The 21,793-nt window shown below is 63.7% G+C and carries 20 protein-coding genes; 5 read left to right on the forward strand and 15 right to left on the reverse strand.

All coding sequences use genetic code 11. The annotated features are described in order from the left end of the window. Positions 1–36 precede the first annotated feature (36 nt). Both gloA and BLS41_RS03635 read left to right on the forward strand, forming a co-directional pair. Positions 37–423: a lactoylglutathione lyase gene (gloA, locus tag BLS41_RS03630; RefSeq protein ID WP_074763037.1), complete on the forward strand. Its 387-nt coding sequence runs from the start codon at positions 37–39 to the stop codon at positions 421–423. A gap of 25 nt (positions 424–448) precedes the next feature. Continuing rightward, on the forward strand, positions 449–847 hold the full coding sequence (locus tag BLS41_RS03635; RefSeq protein WP_074763039.1) for a nuclear transport factor 2 family protein: 399 nt from the start codon (positions 449–451) through the stop codon (positions 845–847). A gap of 138 nt (positions 848–985) precedes the next feature. Here the strand turns inward: BLS41_RS03635 and BLS41_RS03640 are convergent, their stop codons facing one another. The 8 genes from BLS41_RS03640 to BLS41_RS03675 form a co-directional block, all read right to left on the reverse strand. Further along, the gene (locus tag BLS41_RS03640; protein WP_074766257.1) at positions 986–1,882 is read right to left on the reverse strand and encodes a M48 family metallopeptidase; all 897 of its coding nucleotides are present in this window, start codon (positions 1,880–1,882) and stop codon (positions 986–988) included. A gap of 42 nt (positions 1,883–1,924) precedes the next feature. Next, on the reverse strand, positions 1,925–2,683 hold the full coding sequence (locus BLS41_RS03645) for a lysophospholipid acyltransferase family protein (protein WP_074763041.1): 759 nt from the start codon (positions 2,681–2,683) through the stop codon (positions 1,925–1,927). 49 nt (positions 2,684–2,732) lie between these two features. Then, positions 2,733–3,287 (reverse strand): D-glycero-beta-D-manno-heptose 1,7-bisphosphate 7-phosphatase, encoded by a 555-nt coding sequence (gene gmhB, locus BLS41_RS03650; RefSeq protein ID WP_074763043.1) that lies wholly within the window; start codon positions 3,285–3,287, stop codon positions 2,733–2,735. A gap of 10 nt (positions 3,288–3,297) precedes the next feature. Then, on the reverse strand, positions 3,298–5,397 hold the full coding sequence (gene glyS / locus BLS41_RS03655; protein ID WP_074763045.1) for a glycine--tRNA ligase subunit beta: 2,100 nt from the start codon (positions 5,395–5,397) through the stop codon (positions 3,298–3,300). Positions 5,398–5,412: 15 nt separating this feature from the next. Next, on the reverse strand, positions 5,413–6,420 hold the full coding sequence (gene glyQ / locus BLS41_RS03660) for a glycine--tRNA ligase subunit alpha (protein ID WP_074763047.1): 1,008 nt from the start codon (positions 6,418–6,420) through the stop codon (positions 5,413–5,415). 198 nt (positions 6,421–6,618) lie between these two features. Next, complete coding sequence (locus tag BLS41_RS03665; RefSeq protein WP_074763049.1) at positions 6,619–8,229, reverse strand: FMN-binding glutamate synthase family protein; 1,611 nt, start codon at positions 8,227–8,229, stop codon at positions 6,619–6,621. 261 nt (positions 8,230–8,490) lie between these two features. Beyond that, positions 8,491–9,633 (reverse strand): tRNA 2-thiouridine(34) synthase MnmA, encoded by a 1,143-nt coding sequence (mnmA, locus tag BLS41_RS03670; RefSeq protein ID WP_074763051.1) that lies wholly within the window; start codon positions 9,631–9,633, stop codon positions 8,491–8,493. A 59-nt stretch (positions 9,634–9,692) separates the two neighbouring features. Beyond that, entirely contained in the window at positions 9,693–10,172 is a 480-nt protein-coding gene (locus BLS41_RS03675) for an NUDIX hydrolase (RefSeq protein WP_074763053.1), read from the reverse strand. A gap of 210 nt (positions 10,173–10,382) precedes the next feature. Here BLS41_RS03675 and BLS41_RS03680 point away from each other — a divergent pair, with 210 nt between their 5' ends. From BLS41_RS03680 to BLS41_RS03690, 3 genes are all read left to right on the forward strand, one after another. Next, on the forward strand, positions 10,383–11,525 hold the full coding sequence (locus tag BLS41_RS03680) for a Re/Si-specific NAD(P)(+) transhydrogenase subunit alpha (RefSeq protein ID WP_074763054.1): 1,143 nt from the start codon (positions 10,383–10,385) through the stop codon (positions 11,523–11,525). 101 nt (positions 11,526–11,626) lie between these two features. Next, positions 11,627–11,959, forward strand: coding sequence for an NAD(P) transhydrogenase subunit alpha part 2 (locus tag BLS41_RS03685; protein WP_074763055.1), 333 nt, complete (start codon positions 11,627–11,629; stop codon positions 11,957–11,959). Then, positions 11,959–13,413 carry an NAD(P)(+) transhydrogenase (Re/Si-specific) subunit beta gene (locus BLS41_RS03690; protein ID WP_074763056.1) on the forward strand — a complete coding sequence of 485 codons (1,455 nt, stop codon included), beginning with the start codon at positions 11,959–11,961 and terminating at the stop codon, positions 13,411–13,413. Before BLS41_RS03685 ends, BLS41_RS03690 begins: the two co-directional genes overlap by 1 nt. 152 nt (positions 13,414–13,565) lie before the next feature. Here the strand turns inward: BLS41_RS03690 and BLS41_RS03695 are convergent, their stop codons facing one another. The 7 genes from BLS41_RS03695 to BLS41_RS03725 form a co-directional block, all read right to left on the reverse strand. Next, the gene (locus tag BLS41_RS03695; protein WP_074763057.1) at positions 13,566–14,306 is read right to left on the reverse strand and encodes a helix-turn-helix transcriptional regulator; all 741 of its coding nucleotides are present in this window, start codon (positions 14,304–14,306) and stop codon (positions 13,566–13,568) included. Between the two features lie 181 nt (positions 14,307–14,487). Beyond that, positions 14,488–14,871 carry a VOC family protein gene (locus BLS41_RS03700; protein WP_074763058.1) on the reverse strand — a complete coding sequence of 128 codons (384 nt, stop codon included), beginning with the start codon at positions 14,869–14,871 and terminating at the stop codon, positions 14,488–14,490. Positions 14,872–15,070: 199 nt separating this feature from the next. Next, on the reverse strand, positions 15,071–16,363 hold the full coding sequence (locus BLS41_RS03705; protein WP_074763059.1) for a THUMP domain-containing class I SAM-dependent RNA methyltransferase: 1,293 nt from the start codon (positions 16,361–16,363) through the stop codon (positions 15,071–15,073). 220 nt (positions 16,364–16,583) lie between these two features. Further along, positions 16,584–18,737, reverse strand: a complete 2,154-nt coding sequence (locus BLS41_RS03710) for a site-specific recombinase (protein ID WP_074763060.1) — start codon at positions 18,735–18,737, stop codon at positions 16,584–16,586. Between the two features lies 1 nt (position 18,738). Next, positions 18,739–19,485, reverse strand: a complete 747-nt coding sequence (locus tag BLS41_RS03715; protein WP_074763061.1) for a PqiC family protein — start codon at positions 19,483–19,485, stop codon at positions 18,739–18,741. Then, complete coding sequence (locus BLS41_RS03720; RefSeq protein ID WP_074763062.1) at positions 19,482–21,143, reverse strand: PqiB family protein; 1,662 nt, start codon at positions 21,141–21,143, stop codon at positions 19,482–19,484. Before BLS41_RS03720 ends, BLS41_RS03715 begins: the two co-directional genes overlap by 4 nt. Continuing rightward, positions 21,136–21,786, reverse strand: coding sequence for a paraquat-inducible protein A (locus BLS41_RS03725; RefSeq protein ID WP_074763063.1), 651 nt, complete (start codon positions 21,784–21,786; stop codon positions 21,136–21,138). Before BLS41_RS03725 ends, BLS41_RS03720 begins: the two co-directional genes overlap by 8 nt. Between the last annotated feature and the right edge of the window lie 7 nt (positions 21,787–21,793).

Here is a 21,793-nt window from a genome sequence, read left to right on the forward strand (position 1 = left end):
TTGACGGTCTCGTTTTCACGTAACAGGGAGTGCACAATGCGCCTGCTTCATACCATGCTCCGGGTCGGCGACCTGGACCGCTCAATTGCCTTCTACACCGAATTGCTCGGCATGAAACTGCTGCGCCGCGAAGACTATCCGGACGGCAAATTCACGCTGGCGTTCGTCGGCTACACCGATGAACGCGACGGCACCGTGCTTGAACTGACGCACAACTGGGACACGCCTTCGTACGAACTCGGCAGCGGGTTCGGCCACCTCGCGGTGGAAGTCGAAGACGCCTATGCTGCGTGCGACAAGATCAAGGCGCAAGGCGGCACGGTCGTGCGCGAAGCCGGCCCGATGAAACACGGCACCACCGTGATTGCTTTCGTCACCGACCCGGACGGCTACAAGATCGAGTTCATCCAGAAGAAAAAGTAACCGGACGGCGGAGCAGGCTCAAACAATGAACAACGATAATCCCTACTTCAAAGAACTCGACGACATTCACGTTGAAATTCAGGCATTGTTCGACGGCTCCGCGGACGATGGCGCGCTGCAGCGAATCGTGGCGCGCTTCGCGCCGCAATTCACGCTGGTGATGCCGTCCGGCGCCGCTCTCGATCACGCCGGCTTGCGTGAGACTTTCGCGAAGTTGCGCGGCGCGCGCCCCGGCTCGCAGATCACGATTCGCGACATGGAGATCGTCGCGGAGTATCCGTCGGGCGCGGTGGTGAAGTACCGCGAGTATCAGCGCGACAACACGGGCAATGCGAACGTGCGGCGCTCGACGGCGGTGCTGGATCTCGACGCGCAGGGCAAGGTGACGTGGCGTCATCTGCAGGAAACGTTCTGCGCGGAATGAGCGTTGAACGCCGCTGCCGGTCGTCAGGACCGGTCAGGATTGGCGGATAGCGGCTAGCCGCTGCGTTAACGCAAACCCGCAAACCCGCAAACCGGCGCTTCTTGCTGAAGCGCCGGCTTTACAAACAGGAAGCGCAGATCAGAGCGTCGGCAGCAATTCCGGCGGATGCGACTTCAACGTCTGCCGCGCCTCGCGGAATTCCGGAAAAATCGATTCGACCGTTTGCCAGAAGCGCGGACTGTGATTCATCTCACGCAGATGCGCGAGTTCGTGCGCGACGACGTAATCGATAATGGACAGCGGAAAATGAATCAGTCGCCAGTTCAGGCGAATCTTGCCGTCACTCGAACAACTGCCCCAGCGCGTAGCCGCTGACGAAAGCGCATACGCGCGATAGTTCACGCCCAGCTTTTCCGAATAAATGGCGAGACGTTCGCCGAACAGCCGCTTGGCTTCGCCTTGCAGCCAGCCTTGCACGCGGTCCTTGATCTGCTGCGGATCGGCCTGCAACGGTAACGGCACCTGCAACGCCGCGTCTTTTGCGTTGAACGCCAGCATGCCCTGCGGCGCGCCGAGTGTCACCCGCACCGGCTGACCGAGATACGGCACCTCGGCGCCGTCTTTCCAGTCGACTTTCGGCAATGCGCGTTGTTCGACACGCGTTTGCCATTCGATCAGTTTCGTGAAAATCCAGCGCTGCTTTTCGGTGATCGCGGTTTCGATATCGGCGAGCGTGACCCAGCGTGGTGCAGTGATGGTCAAACCGGTGCTGTCGATTGCAAAACCAATCGAGCGACGCGCCGAGCGTTTCAACGCGTAGTGCAGCGTGCGTGAGCCGATGGTCACGCTGCGCAGCTTGCTGCCGTCGGGTGCGAGCAGTACGGCTGGCCGTTGCTCGACCGGTGAACCCGTTGAAGACAAAGGCGCAGACGGTGACGGAGACGACGACGTCGACCCCGGCTCGGCGAAGAGCGGGAGATCGAGCTGCCGGTTATCGAGCGCCGCAGCGGGCTGCGACGTGGGAGACTTCTGCATCGGATTCGCTTCGCGCAATACGCCTTCGAGGGCGTGGGCGCGTCAGATTGGTGCGGCGGCGGAATCGCTTTCCGCCGCGCGATACGCAGTGGGATCGATACGGCGCATTTCAGCTTCGATCCACTGTTCGACGCGCGTGTTCACTTCGTCGGGCGTGAGCCCCGTCGTCTCAATCGGCTTGCCGATGGACACTGTGACTATACCCGCATATTTGAGAAACGAGTTGCGCGGCCATACGCGTCCGGCGTTGTGCGCGATCGGCACGACCGGTGCGCCGGTTGCGATCGCGAAGCGCGCACCGCCGGTTTTGTATTTGCCTTTCTTGCCAGTGGGCGTACGCGTGCCTTCCGGAAACATGATGACCCAGGCGCCTTCCGCCATCCGCGCCTTGCCTTGCTTGATGACGGAATCGAACGCGTACTTGCCTTCCTTGCGATCGATATGAACCATCTTCAGCATGCCGAGCGCCCAGCCGAAGAACGGCACGTACAACAATTCGCGCTTGAACACGTAGCACAACGGCTTCGGCATCAACGCGGGGAACGCGAGCGTTTCCCACGCGGATTGATGCTTCGACAACAGCACCGCCGGACCATCGGGCAGGTTCTCGAAGCCCTCGATCCGGTAGCGGATACCGTTGAGCCAGCGCACCGTATTCAGCGTCGCGCGACACCAGCCGGCAGCCATCCAGTAACGATTGTCGGCGCGCATGAACGGGAACGCGATGAAGCATGCGGTCGCGTAAGGCACCGTGAACAGCACGAAGTAAATCAGCAGCAGGAACGAACGAATGAAGCGCATCGGCGTGGTCTTTGAGGGGTGGGGACGCGCGTGACGGGGGTGACGCGCGTCACTCCTGGGCGTTGGCGAGGAAGTCGAGCGCGAACGCTCGCAGGTCGTCGTGAACGATCGTGCCTTCAGGCAGGTTGCCGTTTGCAAGTGTCTTGCGGCCCTTGCCCGTGAGCACCAGATGAGTCGGATGGCCGAGCGCCGCGCCCGCTTGCAGATCGCGGATCGCGTCGCCGACGACCGGCGTATTGGCCGGTTCGACTTCGAAACGTTCGTTGATCATCTTCAGCATGCCGGGCTTCGGCTTGCGGCATTCGCAGTGATCTTCCGCCGTATGCGGGCAGAAAAACACCGCGTCGATGCGCCCGCCGACTGCCGCCGCCATGCGATGCATTTTCAGATGCATCGCGTTGAGCGCGTTCATGTCGAACAGCCCACGGCCGATGCCCGACTGGTTGGTCGCGATCGCCACGCGATAACCGGCCTGGTTCAGCCGGGCGATTGCTTCGAGTGAACCGGGCAGGGCGACCCATTCGTCCGGCGACTTGATGAACGCGTCGGAGTCGACGTTCACCACGCCGTCGCGGTCGAGGATCACCACTTTTTTGGTCGGCATGGCGCGGGGCTCAGGCAGCGAGTCGGGAAATGTCGGCGACGCAGTTCATCTGCTGATGCAGTGCGCCGAGCAACGCCAGACGGTTAGCGCGCAACGCCGGATCTTCGGCGTTGACCATCACGTCGTTGAAGAACGTGTCGACCGGTTCACGCAACGCGGCGAGCGCGGTGAGCGCGCCCGTGTAGTCGCGTGCGGCGAGTTGCGTCTGCACGCGCGGCGCGACCTGTTCGAGCTGCGCATGCAATGCCTTTTCCGCCGATTCGATCAGCAGCGTGACCTGCACGCCACCGGTCGCGCCGCCTTCCGACTTCTTCAGGATGTTCGAGATGCGCTTGTTGGCCGCCGCGAGCGATGCCGCTTCGGCCAGCGTCGCGAACTCGCGCACAGCGTCGAGACGCGCGACGATGTCGTCGAGACGGGTCGGGTTCAGTGCCAGCACCGCGTCGATTTCACCGGCCGCGTAGCCACGCTCGCGCAGCAGACCGCGCAGGCGGTCCATGCTGAATTCGTAGATGGCTTGCGTCGAATCGGCGACATTCGGCACTGCGGCGAATTGCGCGTAAGCGGCGCGCAGCAGTTCGACGAAGTCGACCGGCAGTTGCTTCTCGACGAGGATACGCAGCACGCCGAGCGCATGACGGCGCAGCGCGAACGGGTCTTTCTCGCCGGTGGGTTGCAGGCCGATGCCCCAGATGCCGACCAGCGTTTCGAGCTTGTCGGCCAGCGCGACGACCGTGCCGGTCGCGGTGGCGGGCAACGCGTCGCCCGAGAAACGCGGCTGATAGTGTTCCGAACACGCGAGCGCGACTTCTTCCGGCTCGCCATCGTGGCGCGCGTAGTACGTGCCCATCGTGCCTTGCAGCTCTGGGAATTCGCCGACCATGTCGGTGATCAGGTCGGCCTTGGCGAGACGCGCGGCACGCGTGGCGAGCGCCACGTCTGCACCGGTCATCTGCGCGACGGCGCCCGCCAGCGCTTCGACGCGCTCGACGCGTTGCAGCGCCGACCCCAGCTTGTTGTGATACACGACGTTCGCGAGCAGCGGCACGCGCTCGGCGAGCGGCTTCTTCTTGTCCTGCTCGAAGAAGAACTTCGCGTCGGCCAGACGCGGGCGCACCACACGTTCATTGCCTTCGACGATATCGCCCGGCGTCGACGTTTCGATGTTCGACACGATCAGGAAGCGCGAGCGCAGCTTGCCGCTTGCATCGGTCAGCGCGAAATATTTCTGGTTCGTCTGCATCGTGAGGATCAGGCATTCCTGCGGCACCTGCAGGAACTCGTCCTCGAAATTGCACGAGTAGACCACCGGCCATTCGACCAGCGATGTCACTTCGTCGAGCAGCGATTCGGGCATCACCACCTGGTCGCCATTGGCTTGCGCGAGCAGATGCGTGCGGATCGTTTCCTTGCGGTCGACGAAATTCGCGACCACGCGGCCTTTGTGCATCAGCGTTTCAGCGTACGCGTCCGCGTGCTGGATCGCCACGAGGCCGTCAGACAGGAAGCGATGGCCGAGCGTGGTGTCGTCCGCGTCGATGCCCAGTGCGCTGACCGGCACGACCTCGTCGCCGTGCAATGCGGTCAGACGCTGCACCGGACGCACGAACTGCACATTCGTGCCGTCCGGACGCTGATAGGTCATGACCTTCGGAATCGGCAGCTTGGTGAGCGTTTCGTTGAGCGCTTCCTGCAGGCCGTCGGCGAGCGTCGCGCCCGGCGCGGCATAGCGCAGGAAGAACGCTTCGGCTTTACCGTCCTGCGCGCGCTCCAGATCGTTCACCGAGAAATCGGGGAAGCCGAGCGCCGCGAGTTTCTTCGCGAGCGGTGCGGTGGGTTGACCGTCCTTGTCGAGTGCGACGGAAACCGGCAGCACTTTTTCGCGCACGTGTTTTTCCGGCGCAACTGCGCGGACGTTTTTGATCGTGACCGCGAGACGGCGCGGCGTTGCGTAACGTTCGAACGACACGTCGCCGTCGATCAGGTCGCGCGCCGCGAGGCGCTGCGCAATGCCTTCGGCGAATGCATCGCCGAGACGCGCGAGCGCTTTCGGCGGCAGTTCTTCGGTGAGCAGCTCGACGAGCAGGGTAGCTTGATGGGGTTGAGTCATGAGGTGATGTTCTCGTCAGTCCGGGTCGATCTTGCGTTCGACTTTCAGCGGCGGCGCCCAGGCGGGCATCGCGGCATCTTGCGCGTCGGTGGTGAGGCCGGGCACACCGTGCACCGGATTGCCGAGCATCGGGAAACCGAGCTTTTCACGCGACTCGTAGTAAGCCTGCGCGACCAGGCGAGACAGCGCGCGAATCCGGCCGATATAGGCCGCGCGTTCCGTGACCGAAATCGCGCCGCGTGCGTCGAGCAGGTTGAACGTATGACCAGCCTTCAGAACCAGTTCGTAGGCGGGCAGCGCGATCTGTGCTTCGATCATGCGCTTCGCTTCGGCTTCGTAGCTGTTGAAGAACGTGAACAGCAGGTCGACGTTCGCGTGCTCGAAGTTGTACGTGGACTGTTCGACTTCGTTCTGGTGATACACGTCGCCGTAAGTCAGACGACGGATTTCCGGGCCGTTCGGGCCTTGCTCTTCCCACTCGGTCCACACCAGGTCGTAGACGTTTTCGACCTTCTGCAGATACATGGCGAGGCGTTCGAGGCCGTAGGTGATTTCGCCGAGCACCGGCTTGCAGTCGAGACCGCCGACTTGCTGGAAGTATGTGAATTGCGTCACTTCCATGCCGTTCAGCCACACTTCCCAGCCGAGACCCCACGCGCCGAGCGTCGGGTTTTCCCAGTCGTCTTCGACGAAACGCACGTCGTTCTGCTTCAGGTCGAAGCCGAGTGCTTCGAGCGAGCCGAGGTACAGGTCGAGGATATTTTCCGGCGCCGGCTTGAGCACCACCTGGTACTGGTAGTAATGCTGCAGACGGTTCGGGTTCTCGCCATAACGGCCGTCTTTCGGACGACGCGACGGCTGCACATAAGCGGCGCGCCACGGCTCGGGGCCAATGGCGCGCAGGAACGTATGAACATGGGACGTGCCAGCGCCGACTTCCATGTCGATCGGCTGGAGCAACGCGCAACCCTGCTTGTCCCAATAGGACTGCAGTGTCAGGATGATTTGCTGAAACGTGAGCATGAAGTGCCTTTCGGGCAGTGGGCCGACCCGTAAGCGCCGAAGCGCTCGGGATGGCCGTGGAGCGAAGTGCTAAACCGTAGATTTTAACGGAAAGGGAAGGGGGTGTCCGTTTTGCGGGGTCGGACGCGAACGTGTGCGGTTTTTGATCGACAAGGGGCCGCATGGTGCGGCCCCCGGCTCATCGGTCGCGGCGTGCGGTCAGGTCGCCGCCAACTCCACCTTCGGCGAAAACGAATCGCTTTGCGCGACCGGCCAGTACTTCTCGAACAGCGAATAACGATATTTGTTGTTCAGCAGATCGTTCGGTTCCAGATACTTCAGCAGTTCCGACATCAACCGCACTTCATGCGACGACACGCGCCGCACGATGTGATGCGCGCGCAATTCCGCCGGATGCTTCAATCCGGCAGCCTGAATGATTTCCTTCAGCGCGTGCAGCGTGTTGTGGTGGAAGTTGAACACGCGGTCGGCCTTGTCCGGCACGACCAGCGCGCGCTGACGCACCGGATCCTGAGTCGCGACGCCGGTTGGGCAGCGTCCGGTGTGGCAGGTTTGCGCCTGGATGCAGCCCACCGCGAACATGAAGCCGCGCGCCGCGTTGACCCAGTCGGCGCCGATCGCGAGCGTCTTTGTGATATCGAACGCGGTGATCATCTTGCCGCTCGCGCCGATCCGGATACGCTGACGCAGGCCGATCCCGACCAGCGTGTTGTGGACCAGCAGCAGCCCTTCCTGCAACGGTACGCCGACGTGATCGGTGAATTCCAGCGGCGCGGCGCCGGTGCCGCCTTCCGCGCCATCCACGACGATGAAGTCCGGCAGGATGCCGGTTTCCAGCATCGCCTTCGCAATGCCGAAGAACTCCCACGGATGTCCGATACACAGCTTGAAGCCGGTCGGCTTGCCGCCCGACAGCGTGCGCAGGCGATCGACGAATTCGAGCAGCCCGCGCGGCGTCGAAAACTCGGAGTGCGTGGCGGGCGAGATGCAGTCGCGGCCCATCGGCACGCCGCGCGTTTCCGCGATTTCCGGCGTGATCTTCGCGGCGGGCAGCACGCCGCCGTGACCGGGCTTCGCACCCTGCGACAGCTTCACTTCGATCATCTTCACTTGCGGCTCGGCGGCCTGCTTCGCGAATTTTTCCCCGCTGAAGGTGCCGTCGTCGTTGCGGCAGCCGAAGTAGCCCGACGCGATTTCCCAGATGATGTCGCCGCCATGTTCGCGGTGATATTTCGACATCGAGCCTTCGCCGGTGTCGTGTGCGAAGTTGCCTTTTTTCGCGCCGAGATTCAGCGCCATGATCGCGTTCGCCGACAGCGAGCCGAAGCTCATCGCCGACACATTGAAGATCGACATCGAATACGGTTGCGCGCGATCGGGGCCGACGACGACACGGAAGTCGTGGTTATCGAGCGTGGTCGGTGCGAGCGAGTGGCTGATCCATTCGTGCGCGACGGCTTTGACATCGAGTTCGGTGCCGTACGGGCGGCTGTCCACGTCATTCTTTGCACGCTGATAAACGATGCTGCGCTGAACGCGCGAGAAAGGTTTTTCGTCGGTATCGTTTTCAACGAAATACTGGCGGATTTCCGGTCGAATAAATTCGAACATGAAACGGAAATGGCCCCACAGCGGATAGTTGCGCAGAATCGCGTGACGTTGCTGGGTGAGATCGAACACGCCGAGCGCGACGAGCGCGAGCGGCACGATCACGCACAGCCACGAAAGATGATGATTGACGGCGAGCACCGCGCAGACGGCCAGCAGCGCAACTGCGCACCACATGGCCAGATAACGTCGAGAAAACATGGGGACTCCAGTGCAGTGAAGATCGTCACGGCGGGATCGTCGACGCTGTCGGCACAGACGGAATCCACCGCGCGGGAAAACTGGCGACTGCTTGTTATGGTGAAGCTGCCCTCGACCAGGAGCGCCGGGGCGTGGGTGCGGCGCGAAGAAAATACGCCAGGTTGAAAACGAAACGCTTGAACGCAAAAAAGGAAACTGCGGCGGCGAACGTGACCAGACCTCACGATTCGCTGCCGCTGCCGCTGCCGCTGCCGCTGCCGCTTAGCGCCCGCCCAGCAGCGCCGCTTTTTGCGGCTGACGCGCGACCGGCTGCCCCGTCACCGCATGTTCGATAATGCCGCCGCCCAGGCACACGTCGCCATCGTAGAGCACGGCCGATTGCCCTGGTGTGACAGCCCACTGCGCGGCGTCGAAAGTCAGTTCGAAGAGGCCTTCGCTGGCCGCCGTGTTGAACGTGCACGGCGCATCCGCCTGGCGGTAACGCGTTTTCGCGCCGCACGCGAAGCCGTCCGCCGGCGGTTCGCCCGCGACCCAGCTTGTGTTGCCCGCGCTCAGCGTGTGGCTCAGCAGCCACGAGTGATCGTGCCCTTGCGCGACGTACAGCGTGTTCGACGGAATGTCTTTGCCGGCCACAAACCACGGTTCGCCGCTGCCTTCCTTGCTGCCGCCGAGGCCGATGCCCTTGCGCTGACCGAACGTGTAGAACGCGAGTCCGATGTGTTCGCCGACGAACTTGCCGTCGGTGGTTTTCATCGGGCCGGGTTGGGTCGGCAAATAGCGGTTCAGGAAGTCGCGGAACGGCCGTTCGCCGATAAAGCAGATGCCGGTCGAGTCCTTCTTTTTTGCATTCGGCAAAGCGATCTGTTCGGCGATTTCACGCACCTTGGTCTTCGGAATCTCGCCGAGCGGGAACAGCGTTTTCGACAACTGCGCCTGATTCAGCCGATGCAGGAAGTACGACTGATCCTTCGTATGATCGAACGCTTTCAGCAGTTCGAAGCGGCCATTGTTCTCGCGCACGCGCGCATAGTGGCCGGTCGCGATGGTTTCCGCGCCGAGCGACATTGCGTGATCGAGGAAGGCCTTGAACTTGATTTCGGCGTTGCACAGCACGTCCGGATTCGGCGTGCGGCCGGCCGAGTATTCGCGCAGGAATTCGGCGAACACGCGGTCCTTGTATTCGGACGCGAAATTGACCGCTTCGACGTCGATACCGATCAGATCCGCCACCGACACCACGTCGATCCAGTCCTGCCGCGTCGAGCAGTATTCGCTGTCGTCGTCGTCTTCCCAGTTTTTCATGAACAGGCCGACCACGTCGTAGCCCTGTTCTTTCAGCAGCCACGCGGTAACCGACGAATCGACGCCGCCCGACATGCCTACTACGACTTTCTGCTTGCTCATAAGGTGCTCACTGGGTGCTGCATCACTGCATGGATCGTGGGGATGGCCGCTCGTGACGGCTACCTTTTTTGCCCGACCGAATGCGTATGCACGAAGTCGAGCGGGAAACGCCGGCCTGCGAGGTAATCGTCGATGCACTGCATGACGAGCGGCGTGCGATGCCGTTCGGGACACGCGCGCAGTTCGTCGGCGCTCATCCACAACGTACGGACGATATCGGGGTCGAGTGCGCGCGCCGCGTCGGGTTCGCCGCTCGCGCCGCAATAGGTGAAGCGCAAATACGTGACGCCCTCACTGCCGGGACGCTCGAAATGGGTCATGTACATGCCGACCAGCGCCTCGGGCGCGAACGGATGGGCCGTTTCTTCGAGCGTTTCGCGGATCACCGCGTCCAGCAGCGATTCGCCCGCCTCCAGGTGGCCGGCGGGCTGGTTCAGGCGCAAGCCGTCGACGGTATGTTCCTCGACGACGAGGAAGCGCCCGTCACGCTCGACAATCGCCGCCACAGTGACGTGCGGCAGCCAGGTTTCCGGTTTCATGGGTGCGCATTTTACCGTTTATAGGCCGGGGCTGCCGGGAAGCGGGTTGGGCGTCGCGATGCCCCTCGCATCCGCCGAAGCCCCCGTATTGTCCCCGGTTTTGGCGAACAGACGGTTTCGGTTAAAGTGGGGCGTTAGCCGTTGCACTTGCAAGCCGGCGTGCCTCGTCGGCGGAACTGTCGTCAAACAGGAAGTCGAGGAGGAACAACGATGCACATCGGAGTGCCAGCCGAGACGCGCGCGCACGAAACCCGTGTCGCCGCGACGCCTGAAACGGTCAAGAAATACGTGGGCCAGGGTCATCGGGTCACGATCCAGAGCGGCGCCGGTACCGGTGCAAGCTTTCCTGACGACGCCTTTACAGCCGCCGGCGCGGAAATCGTCGACGCGGCAAGTGCTTTCGGCGCCGATCTCGTCCTCAAAGTCCAGTCCCCGACCGATTCCGAACTGCCGCTGCTAAAACGCGGCGCTGTCCTGGTCGGCATGCTCGACCCGTTCAATACCGAAAATTCCGCAAAACTCGCCGCAGCGGGCGTCACCGCGTTCGCGCTGGAAGCCGCGCCGCGCACCACGCGCGCGCAGAGCCTCGACGTGTTGTCGTCGCAGGCAAATATCGCCGGGTACAAGGCGGTGTTGCTGGCGGCGACGCTGTATCCCCGCTTCATGCCGATGCTGATGACCGCCGCCGGCACCGTCAAAGCCGCGCGCGTGCTGATTCTCGGCGCGGGCGTCGCCGGCTTGCAGGCGATCGCGACGGCCAAGCGCCTGGGCGCGGTGATCGAGGCGTCGGACGTGCGTCCGGCAGTGAAAGAGCAGATCGAATCGCTCGGCGCGAAGTTTCTCGACGTGCCTTACGAAACCGATGAGGAGCGCGAAGCCGCGCAGGGCGTCGGCGGCTACGCTCGGCCGATGCCGCCGTCGTGGCTCACGCGGCAGTCGGAGCTGGTCCACGAGCGGGCCAAACAGGCCGACGTGGTGATCTCCACCGCGCTGATCCCCGGGCGCGCTGCACCCACGCTGATTTCCGTCGACACCGTGCAGGCGATGAAACCCGGCTCTGTGCTGGTCGATCTCGCCGCCGGACGCGGTGCGGAATACGAAGGCCGGCGCGGCGGCAATTGCCCGCTCACCGAAGCGGACCAGGTGGTGACCAGACATGGCGTGCAGATCGTCGGCTATACGAATCTGGCGTCGATGGTGCCTGCCGACGCGTCGTCTTTATATGCGCGCAACCTGCTCGACTTCCTCAAGCTGATCATCACGAAGGAAGGCACGTTGAACATCGATCTCGCGGACGACATCGTCGCGGCCACGCTGCTGGCCCGCGACGGCGAAGTCACGCGCAAGGGCTGAGCAACAGTGATGCATGGGACCGGCGCAGGTGCGTTGCAAAGTCGAACGCGAACCCGCTAACTCCGGTCGACCGCTATAAATTGCATGGGAGGAGAGTGGCAATGGAAGTCATCAACCACACCGTCATCAACCTGATCATCTTCGTGCTGGCTATTTACGTCGGCTACCACGTCGTCTGGAACGTCACGCCCGCGCTGCACACGCCGCTGATGGCCGTGACCAATGCGATTTCGGCGATCGTGATCGTCGGCGCGATGCTCGCTGCGGGTCTCACGCTCGGCACGCCCGGCAAGTTCTTCGGCACGCTCGCGGTCGCGCTCGCGGCGGTCAACGTGTTCGGCGGTTTTCTCGTCACGCGGCGAATGCTGGAGATGTTCCGCAAAAAAGAACCGAAGAAGCTCATCGCCGATAAGACCGCCAAGGAGAACGCGTAATGAGCCTGAACGTCGTCACGCTGCTTTATCTGGTCGCGTCGGTCTGCTTCATTCAGGCGCTTAAGGGGCTCTCTAATCCGAAGACGGCGCGCGTCGGCAATACCTTCGGCATGGTCGGGATGGCGATTGCGATTCTCACGACCATCGCGCTGATCATCAAGGAAGCCAACGCGCTCGGTTCGAACCTCGGGCTTGGACTCGGCCTGCTGCTGGTCGCATTGGTGGTCGGCGGCGCGGTCGGCTCGTTCGTCGCCGCGCGCGTCGAGATGACCAAGATGCCGGAACTGGTCGCGGCCATGCACTCGCTGATCGGTCTCGCAGCCGTGTGCATTGCCTATGCGGTGGTCTCGGAACCGGCCGCATTCGGCCTCGTCGATCCCGAGTATCCGGTGCCGGGCTTCCTGCCGTTCGGTAACCGCATCGAACTGTTCATCGGCACCTTCGTCGGCGCGATTACGTTTTCGGGCTCGGTGATCGCGTTCGGCAAGCTGTCGGGCAAATACAAGTTCCGGCTGTTTCAAGGCGCGCCGGTCGTGTACAGCGGGCAGCATCTGATCAACCTGATGCTCGCCATCGCAATGCTCGGCTTCGGCGTGATCTTCTTTCTCACGCAGTCGTGGCTGCCGTTCATCATCATGACGATCATCGCGTTCGTGCTCGGCGTGCTGATCATCATCCCGATCGGCGGCGCGGATATGCCGGTCGTCGTGTCGATGCTGAATTCGTATTCGGGCTGGGCGGCGGCGGGCATCGGCTTCTCGCTGAACAATCCGATGCTGATCATTGCGGGCTCGCTGGTCGGCTCGTCGGGCGCGATCCTGTCGTACATCATGTGCCGCGCGATGAACCGCTCGTTCTTCAACGTGATTCTCGGCGGCTTCGGCAACGAAGCGGGCGCGGCGGCCGCAGGCGGATCGGCGGAACAGCGTCCGGTCAAATCCGGTTCCGCCGACGACGCGTCGTTCATGCTCGGCAACGCCGAAACCGTGGTGATCGTGCCGGGCTACGGGCTCGCCGTGGCACGTGCACAACATGCGCTGAAGGAGTTGACCGACAAGCTGGTCGAGAAGGGCATCGAGGTGAAGTACGCGATTCACCCGGTGGCCGGACGCATGCCCGGCCACATGAACGTGCTGCTCGCCGAAGCCGAGGTGCCGTACGACATGGTGTTCGAGATGGACGACATCAACGGCGAGTTCGGCCAGGTGGACGTGGTGCTGGTGCTCGGCGCGAACGACGTGGTGAATCCGGCGGCGAAGAACGATCCGAAGTCGCCGATTGCGGGCATGCCGATCATCGAGGCCTATAAGGCGCGCACGGTCATCGTGAACAAGCGCTCGATGGCGGCGGGTTATGCCGGGCTCGACAACGATCTGTTCTACATGGACAAGACGATGATGGTGTTCGGCGATGCGAAGAAGGTGATCGAAGACATGGTGAAGGCGGTGGAGTGAGCGGAGGGAAATCGCGGGCTGCGTGATTGCGGCTCGCGATTTTTGCGATGCGGAGCGGGGCGCGAGGGCGAGCCCAGAGATCGCGGCGGGCCGGGCTCCTGCGATGTATTTCCGCTAGCTTAGACCAGGCTACTGAACCGAAAAACCGCTGCTCACCGCGGCTTCGCATTCACATGCCGCAACAGATCAGCGAGCCGTCTGCCTTCCTGATCCGGGTACTGCTCCAGCACCCGCAAATCGCGCATCTTCTCCAGCGAAAAGTTGCGGAAATCGCCGCGCAATTCGCACCATGAGCCGAGCGTCCAGCGTGCGCCCCAGTAGGCGAGCGCGAGCGGCCAGACGCGCCGCTCGGTCGCCGCGTGATTCGCATCGACGTACGCGAAACTCACCACGTGGCGTGCGTCGATCGCGCGATGCAGCGTGTCCAGTTGCGCGGAAAACGCTTCCTTGATGTGAAACGACGGCGCGAAGATCGCCAGCTTGTCGATGGTCGCGCGCTTGTCGGCAGGCATTGCCGATGCGATCTTCGCAAGCGCCCCGCGCGCGCCGCTCGCGAAATCCGCGCCGCCCCACGATTCGAGCATGCGTGCGCCTGCGGCCAGCGCGGCGAGTTCATCGACGGTGAAGGTAAGCGGCGGCAGGCTCGCCGCGCGGCTCAGCCGGTAGCCGATGCCGGCCTCGCCCTCGATCGGCACGCCCGACAGTTGCAGATCGCGGACATCGCGATAAACCGTGCGCAGCGAGATGTTCAGCCAGTCCGCGAGTTGCTGCGCGGTGGTCAGGCGGCGTCCGCGCAGCAGTTCGGCAATCTGGAACAGGCGGTCGGCGCGGCGCGTCATCGTGGGCGTCTTGTAAAAAAGGACGGGAACGGTCCCGCGATGATAGCGCCGCATGGTGCGCTCCGGTCAAGGGTCGCTGGGGCGGGGGCTTTGTCATGCCGGCCTCATCGGGCGCTGTGTCACGTCGCTCCACGGCTCGGTGCGTTACAGGTCCGGTACTGCACTGCACGCCCGCAGCCATGCACAGGCGAAGGCTCACGCAAGCACCGCCCGCCGCCGCAAACCGCCACGCATTTCACCCTTTAGTCAGCGAATGCAGCCCGACGCGATTGCCTTCCGTATCGGTAAAAAACGCGATGTAGCCGATATCCTGCGGCAACTGGATCACCGGCCCGTCGGTCTTGCCGCCGGCTTTTTCGATACGGGCGAGGACGGCGTCGACATTCGGCTGCGCAGTCAGATAAACGCAGACGCCGCCGCTGGCGGGCTTCATCGACGGATTGTGGACGATTGCGCCGCCGGTGGCCGGGTCGTCGTAGCTGAACACGGCAATCGGCTGATCGCCGAATTGCTGGCGATTGAGTTTGACGTCGAGCGCGGTTTCGTAGAAGCGGACGGCGCGATCGAAGTCGACGGAAGGAATTTCGAACCAGGCAATGACTTTCGATGATGCGGACATGACACTCTCCCTGCAAGGTGGACGGCGGGTAAGCCGCGAAAATCGCCGGATGGCGTGAAGAGGAGTGTGCAGGGGGGCTACTGACAGCGTGGTGTCAGCAGGGTGAGTGGGCATCAGACGAAAAAAAACCGCAGAGCCAAAAGCCCCACGGTTTTCATTGCATCGACAAAACCAGCACGTGCGCAAGAAGCGCTTGGCTTTACTCCGCCGGCGTATCGTTCTGCGGCCGCTGACGCACGCTGCCCGCGATCAGATCGAAGCGGAACAACCGGCATTCCAGCGCGCCGTTGAACAGCGGCGTTTTCGTCGATTCGCGCAAACGCAACTGCCCCGGCAACTTACGATCCGACGTCAGAATGAACGCGTGCCAACCGGTGAAGCGCTGCTTCAACGCGTCGCCGAGCAACTTGAAAAACTCGCTGTCCGGCGCTTCTTCCTGAATGCGGTGGAAGCTGTCGTCGTCGCGATTCTCACGATTGCCGCGACCTTCGCGAATCTCGCCGCGCGCATTGCGCCCGCGCACTTCGATCCGCTCGCCATACGGCGGATTCGCCACGAGAATGCCCGCGTCCGAACCCGGCGGCGTCATGCCGCGCGCGTCGACCTGCTTCAGCGGAATGTTCGGCAAGCCGGCGCGCTGGAAGTTGGCGCGCGCCTTGTCGAGCATGTCGCCGGAAATATCACTGCCGAAAATCTGCAGATCGGCACGCGAAGTGCGCGCTGCGTGTCTGGCGTCCAGCGCGGCGCCCTTCAGCGCCTGCCAGGTTTTCGTTTCGAATTGCTTGAAGCGCTCGAAGCCGAACATCCGGTCCGCGCCCGGCGCAATGTTCAGCGCGACCTGCGCGGCTTCCGCGAGGAACGTTCCGCTGCCGCACATCGGGTCATACAGCGGCGTGCCGGCGGTCCAGCCGGTCAGACGCAGGATGCCTGCGGCGAGGTTCTCGCGCAGCGGCGCCGCGCCCTTGTCGAGACGCCAGCCGCGCTTGAACAGCGGATCGCCCGAGGTGTCGAGATAGAGCGTGCAATCGGTCGCGGTCAGGAAGGCGAACACGCGGACATCGGGGTTGCCGGTGTCGATGCTCGGCCGCGCGCCGCTGACTTCGCGCAGACGGTCGCAGATCGCGTCTTTCACACGCAGTGTCGTGAATTCGAGGCTGCGCAGCGGCGACTTGATCGCGGTGACGTCCACCCGCAGCGTTTCGTTCGCCGAGAACCACTGTTCCCAGCGCTGTTCGACGGCGAGCGCGTAAATATCCTGTTCGTTGCGATACGGCCGATGCGCGATTTTCAGCAGCACACGGCTCGCGAGACGCGAATGCAGGTTGGCGGCCATGCCGGCGGCCCAGCCTCCGCGGAAATGCACGCCGCCCGGCACCTGCGCGCCGGCGATGAATTGTGCGCCGTTCAGATGTTTGGCGGCAATTTCGGCGAGTTCGGTCGCGAGCGAGGCTTCAAGGCCGCGAGGGCAAGGGAGGAAGAAATCGAAGGACATTGAGGTTGCCGGAAGGCGTTAGATAAGGCGCTATTGTACGCGGTCGAGGTGGCGCGCCATGGGGGATTGCGTGGAGGGCCGCGCAAGCAGTGCGGCGCGGCGCATGCCGATCGGGACCGGCGACGCCGCGGGCGCGTTCCACGCTTGAGCTTCATGGCTGCGCACGAGCACAACGCAGCGGCCCCGTTCATTCGTTAGAGCCGCCGCGCCCGGGTTTGCCTTACCGCGCTTCGCGCTCCGCTTTCGCCGGCCACACCAGTTCCAGCGGATGCCGGAACACCCGCTGCCAGATCGCACCGCGCAGCGAGCGCACCGCATTGCGCCGCAGATCGCGCGATTTCACCGCCATGTAGAACGCGAGCGCGAAACTCACGGCGACGTTGAGAATCGCCATGCTGCCGACACCCGCCACCGCCCACCACAACTCCGGCAGCTTCAGCGCCCCCTTGCCGAGCACGCCGAGCGCGACGCCGATCGAACCGGCGCTGAGCGTCACGTGACGCACTTCGAACGAGAAGGCGAAGGCGGTCAGGATCGCGGGCACGAGTCCGAGCATCAGGCCGAGCGTGATATTGCCGACGACCCCTGCCACGTTCGCCCGGCAAAAGTGTGCGATCCGGTCGGCCCCCGCTGCGCCGAGCGTGATCCGCAGACGGCGGTTGTAGGCGAGCGCATCGGCGACGCGATGCAACACGAACCAGTTGTCCGCCCAGCCCGCGAGCAGACTCGACGACCACAGCAGTACGCCGGTCAACGCGGCGTAGAACGGCGTCGGTCCCCAAAGCGAGAACGAGTGCAGTGTGGCGTGCGCTTTTTCCGGCGAAATGATGTCGGCATGAAACAGCGCATGCCACAGCAACTGCACGCCGAGACACACGGGAAACACCAGCAGAACGTTGCCGAGCACGGCGGCGGCTTGCGTGCGCATCAGCGCGGTCACCGAACTCACGAAACTGTCGACACCCGCAGGTGTGCCCACGCCGTCGAGTTCGCGAGCGAGGGTGGGTGCGGTCATCGCCGGCTGCTTGGTGGCGAGCGAGAAGTGCAGGAAGTGCATCAGCAGGAAGCTGGCCGCGTAGTTGATGCCGGCCAGCAGTCCTTCGAACATCGCGTGGAAATGCGCGCCGGTAATCGCGAACTTCACGCAGACCGTGACGACGGTGACGAGTCCGCCGCCGGCCGCCATCCGCAGCATCTTCAGATACTCGGCGCGGTCGCGGGCGATGTAGTGCTCGCCGGTATCCGCGCTGTATTCGACGACCTTGCGCGCGAGCAGCGAAAAGTTGCTGCGCATCAGGTGCGCGACGCTCTGGCTCGCATGATTCGCGTTGACGAGTTCGGCGGTCAGACGTGCGCTCGCATGCGGATCGTCGTGCGCCATCCAAGCATTCAGCAGATGCTCGGCGCGCACGATCCGCATGCGCATCCGTTCGACCTGGAACACGATGTCGACGCTCACGCCGTTGCGGTACAGGTGCGCGAAGACTTTGTCGGTGGCGCCACGGCATTCGTCGAGCAGCAGGCGCAGGTAGTTCACTTCGCGCAGCAGCTGATCCTGCGGACCACCGGCCGCGAACGCGTGATGCGCGGCTTCGACGGCGAGCATCGCGCGCGTGAGGCGGTAGAACGGCTGCTTTTCCATCGCCACGCGGACGTCGCTGGCGTCGCTCACGTCGTGCGAGTCGTGCACGTTGTCGCCACTGTCGTGACCGGCGCGCGTGCCGCCCAGGCGGCTGCGCACCGTTTGCGACAACCCCGTCGAACTGATCTGGCAGGTCAGGTTGTGCAGCGCGGCCAGCAGGTCGAGCGAAAACGGCGTGGCGTCGCGCTGCTCGTCGCCGTCGGCGGCGTAGTCGAACAGCGCGTGAATGCGTATCAGCAGATCGGTGGGCAGCGCGGCGATCCATTCGGCGTCGCGCTCCGAGCTGAACATCAGTGTGACGATCGCGGTGAGGTCGCGGCGGTTCGGCGCGGGCGGGATCAGCGACGCTTCGAGGCGCTCGAACAACGCGCCGAAGAAGCCCGAATGCACCGGCATGCCGGCGTCGCAGAGCAGCGAGAGGCCGTCGCTTTCACGCAGCAGCCTGCGCAGAATGCCGGCGACGTTCGCTTTCCACGCGGGATTGCGGTCCAGCACATGGAGCAGGTAACGGATGCGCGTATGCGGCGGGGTCGATTGAGATGGCGTGTTTTCAGCGGCGGCGGGTTGCACCGCGCGGCCCCGGCGAATCCAGTGCGCCAGTTCGATCAGCCATTCGCTGCGTTCGGGGTAGGGCGCGGTGCGGTCGGCGATCGCCAGCAACGCATCGAGCTGGTGACCGCCGTCGCGTGAAGCACGCCATTTCTTGATGAATCGTTTGATCGAATCGAACACTTCAGGCGCCAGTGCCCGTGCTGCCGGCTGCCGACGGACACGCCGGCACGATCACGTTCGCCTTGGCCGAAGACGAAGAAGACGAAGACGCCTGTGAATTCACCGCCGCCATCGCCTTCACCGCCGACGCAACCTGCACGGAAATCTGCTGCAACGCCTGCCGATGACCATCGACCAGCGCGTCATACCCGCCGCTGACCGGCTGATTGACCACACTGCGGCACGTCATCACTGCGTTGCTGCTGACCGAACGCACGCTCCACACCGCGTCGATCAACGCGTGCGAGCCGGGCCACGACTCGAAGCGCTGCACGTTCATGCTGACCCGATACACCGGCGTCGCATTCGGATGAGCCGTGCCGTACACGTCGATGGTGCCGAGCTGCTGCGTCAGGTCGGTCGACAACGCACGCCGGATTTCGTCGCCGGGCAGCGACGCCCAGCGCTCCTCTTCGAGCACCCGGACCTGGGTCGGGCCGGTTTGCACGACCAGCTGATTCTTCGCGACTTGCGGCGGCACGTCGATCGGCGCGACTTCGATCATCCATGCCGGAGCGGCCGAGGTTCGGGCCGTGGCGAGCGGAGCCGGGGCTGCGGCGGACGCCGACGCGCCGTCCGCGCCCAGCGTGTAAAAGCGGCTCGCCGGCGACGAACACGCGGCCATGGCGACCAGCGCGGCCAACGCGCCGGCATACACAGCGCCGCGGACGAGCCCGCGCGGCGGGCGGGGGGGCCGGGCAAACATCATGGTTTATCTCCTGATTTACCGCGCAACAGCGATTCGGGATGACGCTCGAGGTAATCCGACAGCGCGTTCAGCGACTGCAACGTGCGCGTCAATTCCTGCAACGCCTGATGAACATCCGACTGCAACGGCGAGTCCTGCTGCAACGTCGCCTGTGCCGAGCCGAAGGTCTGCTTGGCCGCCGCGAGCGTGTCGCGGGCTTCCGGCACGACTTCCTTGTCGAGCCGCTTGAACAGGCCGTCGGCGTTCTTCAGCGCGCTGTTCAGGTTGTCGCCGATCTGATCGAACGGAACCTTGTCGAGCTTCTTCGCGATATCGGCGACCTGCACCTGCAACTCGTCGAGCGTGTTCGGAATGGTCGGCAATTCGAGCGGATCGCTGGCGACATCAACCGTAGCTGGCGGCGCCTTCGGGAAGATATCCAGCGCGACGTACAACTGGCTCGTCAACAGATTGCCGGTGCGCAACTGCCCGCGCAGACCATGCTTGACGAGCGCCTGCAACAGGCTCTGGCCCGCCAGGCTGCCCGGCTGCGGCGCAGTCTCGCGGAAGCGCTTGCCGAGGCGGTCGGGGTAGATGTTCATCGTCACCGGCATCGTGAAGCTGCGCGTCTTCGGGTCGTAGTCGATGCCGATGTTGGTCACCTGGCCGAGCACGATGCCGCGGAAATCGACCGTTGCGCCGATCGACAGCCCGCGCAGCGACTGGTTGAAGTTCATCACCACGCGCAGCGGCACGCCGTCCGGCTCGCGCATCGCGTCCGATTCGTCCGAGCCGAGGCGGAACGTCATGTTGTTCGGCGCCTGCGCGCCGACGCCCTGACCCGGCGGCGACTGGAACGACAGACCGCCGACGATCACCGTCGCGAGCGATTGCGTGTTCAGCTTGAAGCCGCTCGAATCCAGCCGCAGATCGACGCCGCTCGCGTGCCACCAGCGCGAGTTGGTGCCTACGTACTGGTCGAACGGCGCGGACACGAACACTTGCATGGTCACGCCGGTGCCGTCCTTATCCAGTGAGAAGCCGACCACCTGGCCGACCTGCACGCGCCGATAGAAGATCGGCGAGCCGATGTCGATCGAGCCGAGCGAGTCGCCGTGCAGGATGAACTGATGGCCCTTCTGGTCGCCGGTAATGGGCGGCGGCGTTTCGAGGCCGACGAAGTTTTTCTCGGAATCGGTCGAACGGCCCGCGTCGGTGCCGATGTAAGCGCCGGAAAGCAACGTGGTCAAACCCGACACGCCGCTCGCGCCGACCCGTGGCCGCACCACCCAGAAGCGCGAATCCTTGACCGCAAAGTGTTCGCCTTCCTTGGTCAGTTGCACTTCGACGAGAACGTGCGACAGGTCTTTCGACAGCGTGATGGTCTTCACCGAGCCGACCGTCACGTCCTTGTACTTGACCTGGGTCTTGCCGGGTTCGAGACCTTCGGCGCTGATGAAACTGATCGTGATGGTCGGGCCTTTTTCCGTGACCGATTTGATCACGAGCGCGATGCCGATCAGCGCGGCGATCAGCGGAATCACCCAGACGAGCGACGGCAGCCAGCGGCTGCGCGGCTCGATCTCGGGGTCCGGCAATTGCGGCGGCAGCTTCGGTCCGTTCGAATCGCTGCGCGGCGCATCGCTGGAAGCGGGCGTCGGTCCTTGCGGGCTAGTCATGGTGAAGATCCTGAGGTTTTTGAGTACTGCCTTCCACGTGGTCCCAGATAAGGCGTGGATCGAATTGCATGGATGCCAGCATGGTCAGAATCACCACCGAACCGAAGGCGATCGCCCCCGGCCCGGCGGTAATCACGGCAAGCGATTTGAAGCGCACCAGCGCCACGGTCAGCGTGACGACGAACACGTCGAGCATCGACCAGCGGCCGATCCGCTCGACCATCCGGTACAGCGTGGTGCGCTGGTCGGGCCGCCAGCGCGAGCGGCGCTGCGCGGTGACGGTGAGCAGCACGAGCACGGAGAGCTTGAGCATCGGCACCATGATGCTGGCGACAAACACGATGATCGCGAGCGGCCAGTCGCCCGAGGTCCAGAAATACACGACGCCGCTCATGATGGTGTCGTCTTCGGAACCGAGCAGCGACGCCGTGTGCATGACCGGCAACAGATTCGCCGGAATATACAGCAGTGCGGCGGCGATCAGCAGCGCCCATGTGCGCATCAGGCTGTCGGGGTTGCGCGAGTGAAGCTGCGCGCCGCAGCGGGTGCAGTGCTGCGGCGTGATGGAGCGGATGCGCGGTTCGACGCGTCCGCACGCGTGGCAGGAAACGAGGCCCGCGCGCCGGGCAGTGACGTATTTCATCGCGATG

Origin of the sequence: Paraburkholderia fungorum, assembly GCF_900099835.1 — a bacterium.
GTDB classification, from domain to species: Bacteria; Pseudomonadota; Gammaproteobacteria; order Burkholderiales; family Burkholderiaceae; genus Paraburkholderia; species Paraburkholderia fungorum_A.

What these genes read in the sequence shown, in the direction of transcription:
- glyQ (WP_074763047.1), bottom strand. Translation starts at nt 6,420, where the DNA reads ATGCTCACGTTTCAGCAAATCATCCTGACACTGCAGTCCTATTGGGAC.
- BLS41_RS03705 (WP_074763059.1), bottom strand. Translation starts at nt 16,363, where the DNA reads ATGTCCTTCGATTTCTTCCTCCCTTGCCCTCGCGGCCTTGAAGCCTCG.
- BLS41_RS03640 (WP_074766257.1), bottom strand. Translation starts at nt 1,882, where the DNA reads ATGCAGAAGTCTCCCACGTCGCAGCCCGCTGCGGCGCTCGATAACCGG.
- glyS (WP_074763045.1), bottom strand. Translation starts at nt 5,397, where the DNA reads ATGACTCAACCCCATCAAGCTACCCTGCTCGTCGAGCTGCTCACCGAA.
- BLS41_RS03690 (WP_074763056.1), top strand. Translation starts at nt 11,959, where the DNA reads ATGAGCCTGAACGTCGTCACGCTGCTTTATCTGGTCGCGTCGGTCTGC.
- BLS41_RS03645 (WP_074763041.1), bottom strand. Translation starts at nt 2,683, where the DNA reads ATGCGCTTCATTCGTTCGTTCCTGCTGCTGATTTACTTCGTGCTGTTC.
- BLS41_RS03685 (WP_074763055.1), top strand. Translation starts at nt 11,627, where the DNA reads ATGGAAGTCATCAACCACACCGTCATCAACCTGATCATCTTCGTGCTG.
- gmhB (WP_074763043.1), bottom strand. Translation starts at nt 3,287, where the DNA reads ATGCCGACCAAAAAAGTGGTGATCCTCGACCGCGACGGCGTGGTGAAC.
- BLS41_RS03715 (WP_074763061.1), bottom strand. Translation starts at nt 19,485, where the DNA reads ATGATGTTTGCCCGGCCCCCCCGCCCGCCGCGCGGGCTCGTCCGCGGC.
- BLS41_RS03675 (WP_074763053.1), bottom strand. Translation starts at nt 10,172, where the DNA reads ATGAAACCGGAAACCTGGCTGCCGCACGTCACTGTGGCGGCGATTGTC.
- BLS41_RS03635 (WP_074763039.1), top strand. Translation starts at nt 449, where the DNA reads ATGAACAACGATAATCCCTACTTCAAAGAACTCGACGACATTCACGTT.
- BLS41_RS03725 (WP_074763063.1), bottom strand. Translation starts at nt 21,786, where the DNA reads ATGAAATACGTCACTGCCCGGCGCGCGGGCCTCGTTTCCTGCCACGCG.
- gloA (WP_074763037.1), top strand. Translation starts at nt 37, where the DNA reads ATGCGCCTGCTTCATACCATGCTCCGGGTCGGCGACCTGGACCGCTCA.
- BLS41_RS03665 (WP_074763049.1), bottom strand. Translation starts at nt 8,229, where the DNA reads ATGTTTTCTCGACGTTATCTGGCCATGTGGTGCGCAGTTGCGCTGCTG.
- BLS41_RS03695 (WP_074763057.1), bottom strand. Translation starts at nt 14,306, where the DNA reads ATGCGGCGCTATCATCGCGGGACCGTTCCCGTCCTTTTTTACAAGACG.
- BLS41_RS03700 (WP_074763058.1), bottom strand. Translation starts at nt 14,871, where the DNA reads ATGTCCGCATCATCGAAAGTCATTGCCTGGTTCGAAATTCCTTCCGTC.
- BLS41_RS03680 (WP_074763054.1), top strand. Translation starts at nt 10,383, where the DNA reads ATGCACATCGGAGTGCCAGCCGAGACGCGCGCGCACGAAACCCGTGTC.
- BLS41_RS03720 (WP_074763062.1), bottom strand. Translation starts at nt 21,143, where the DNA reads ATGACTAGCCCGCAAGGACCGACGCCCGCTTCCAGCGATGCGCCGCGC.
- mnmA (WP_074763051.1), bottom strand. Translation starts at nt 9,633, where the DNA reads ATGAGCAAGCAGAAAGTCGTAGTAGGCATGTCGGGCGGCGTCGATTCG.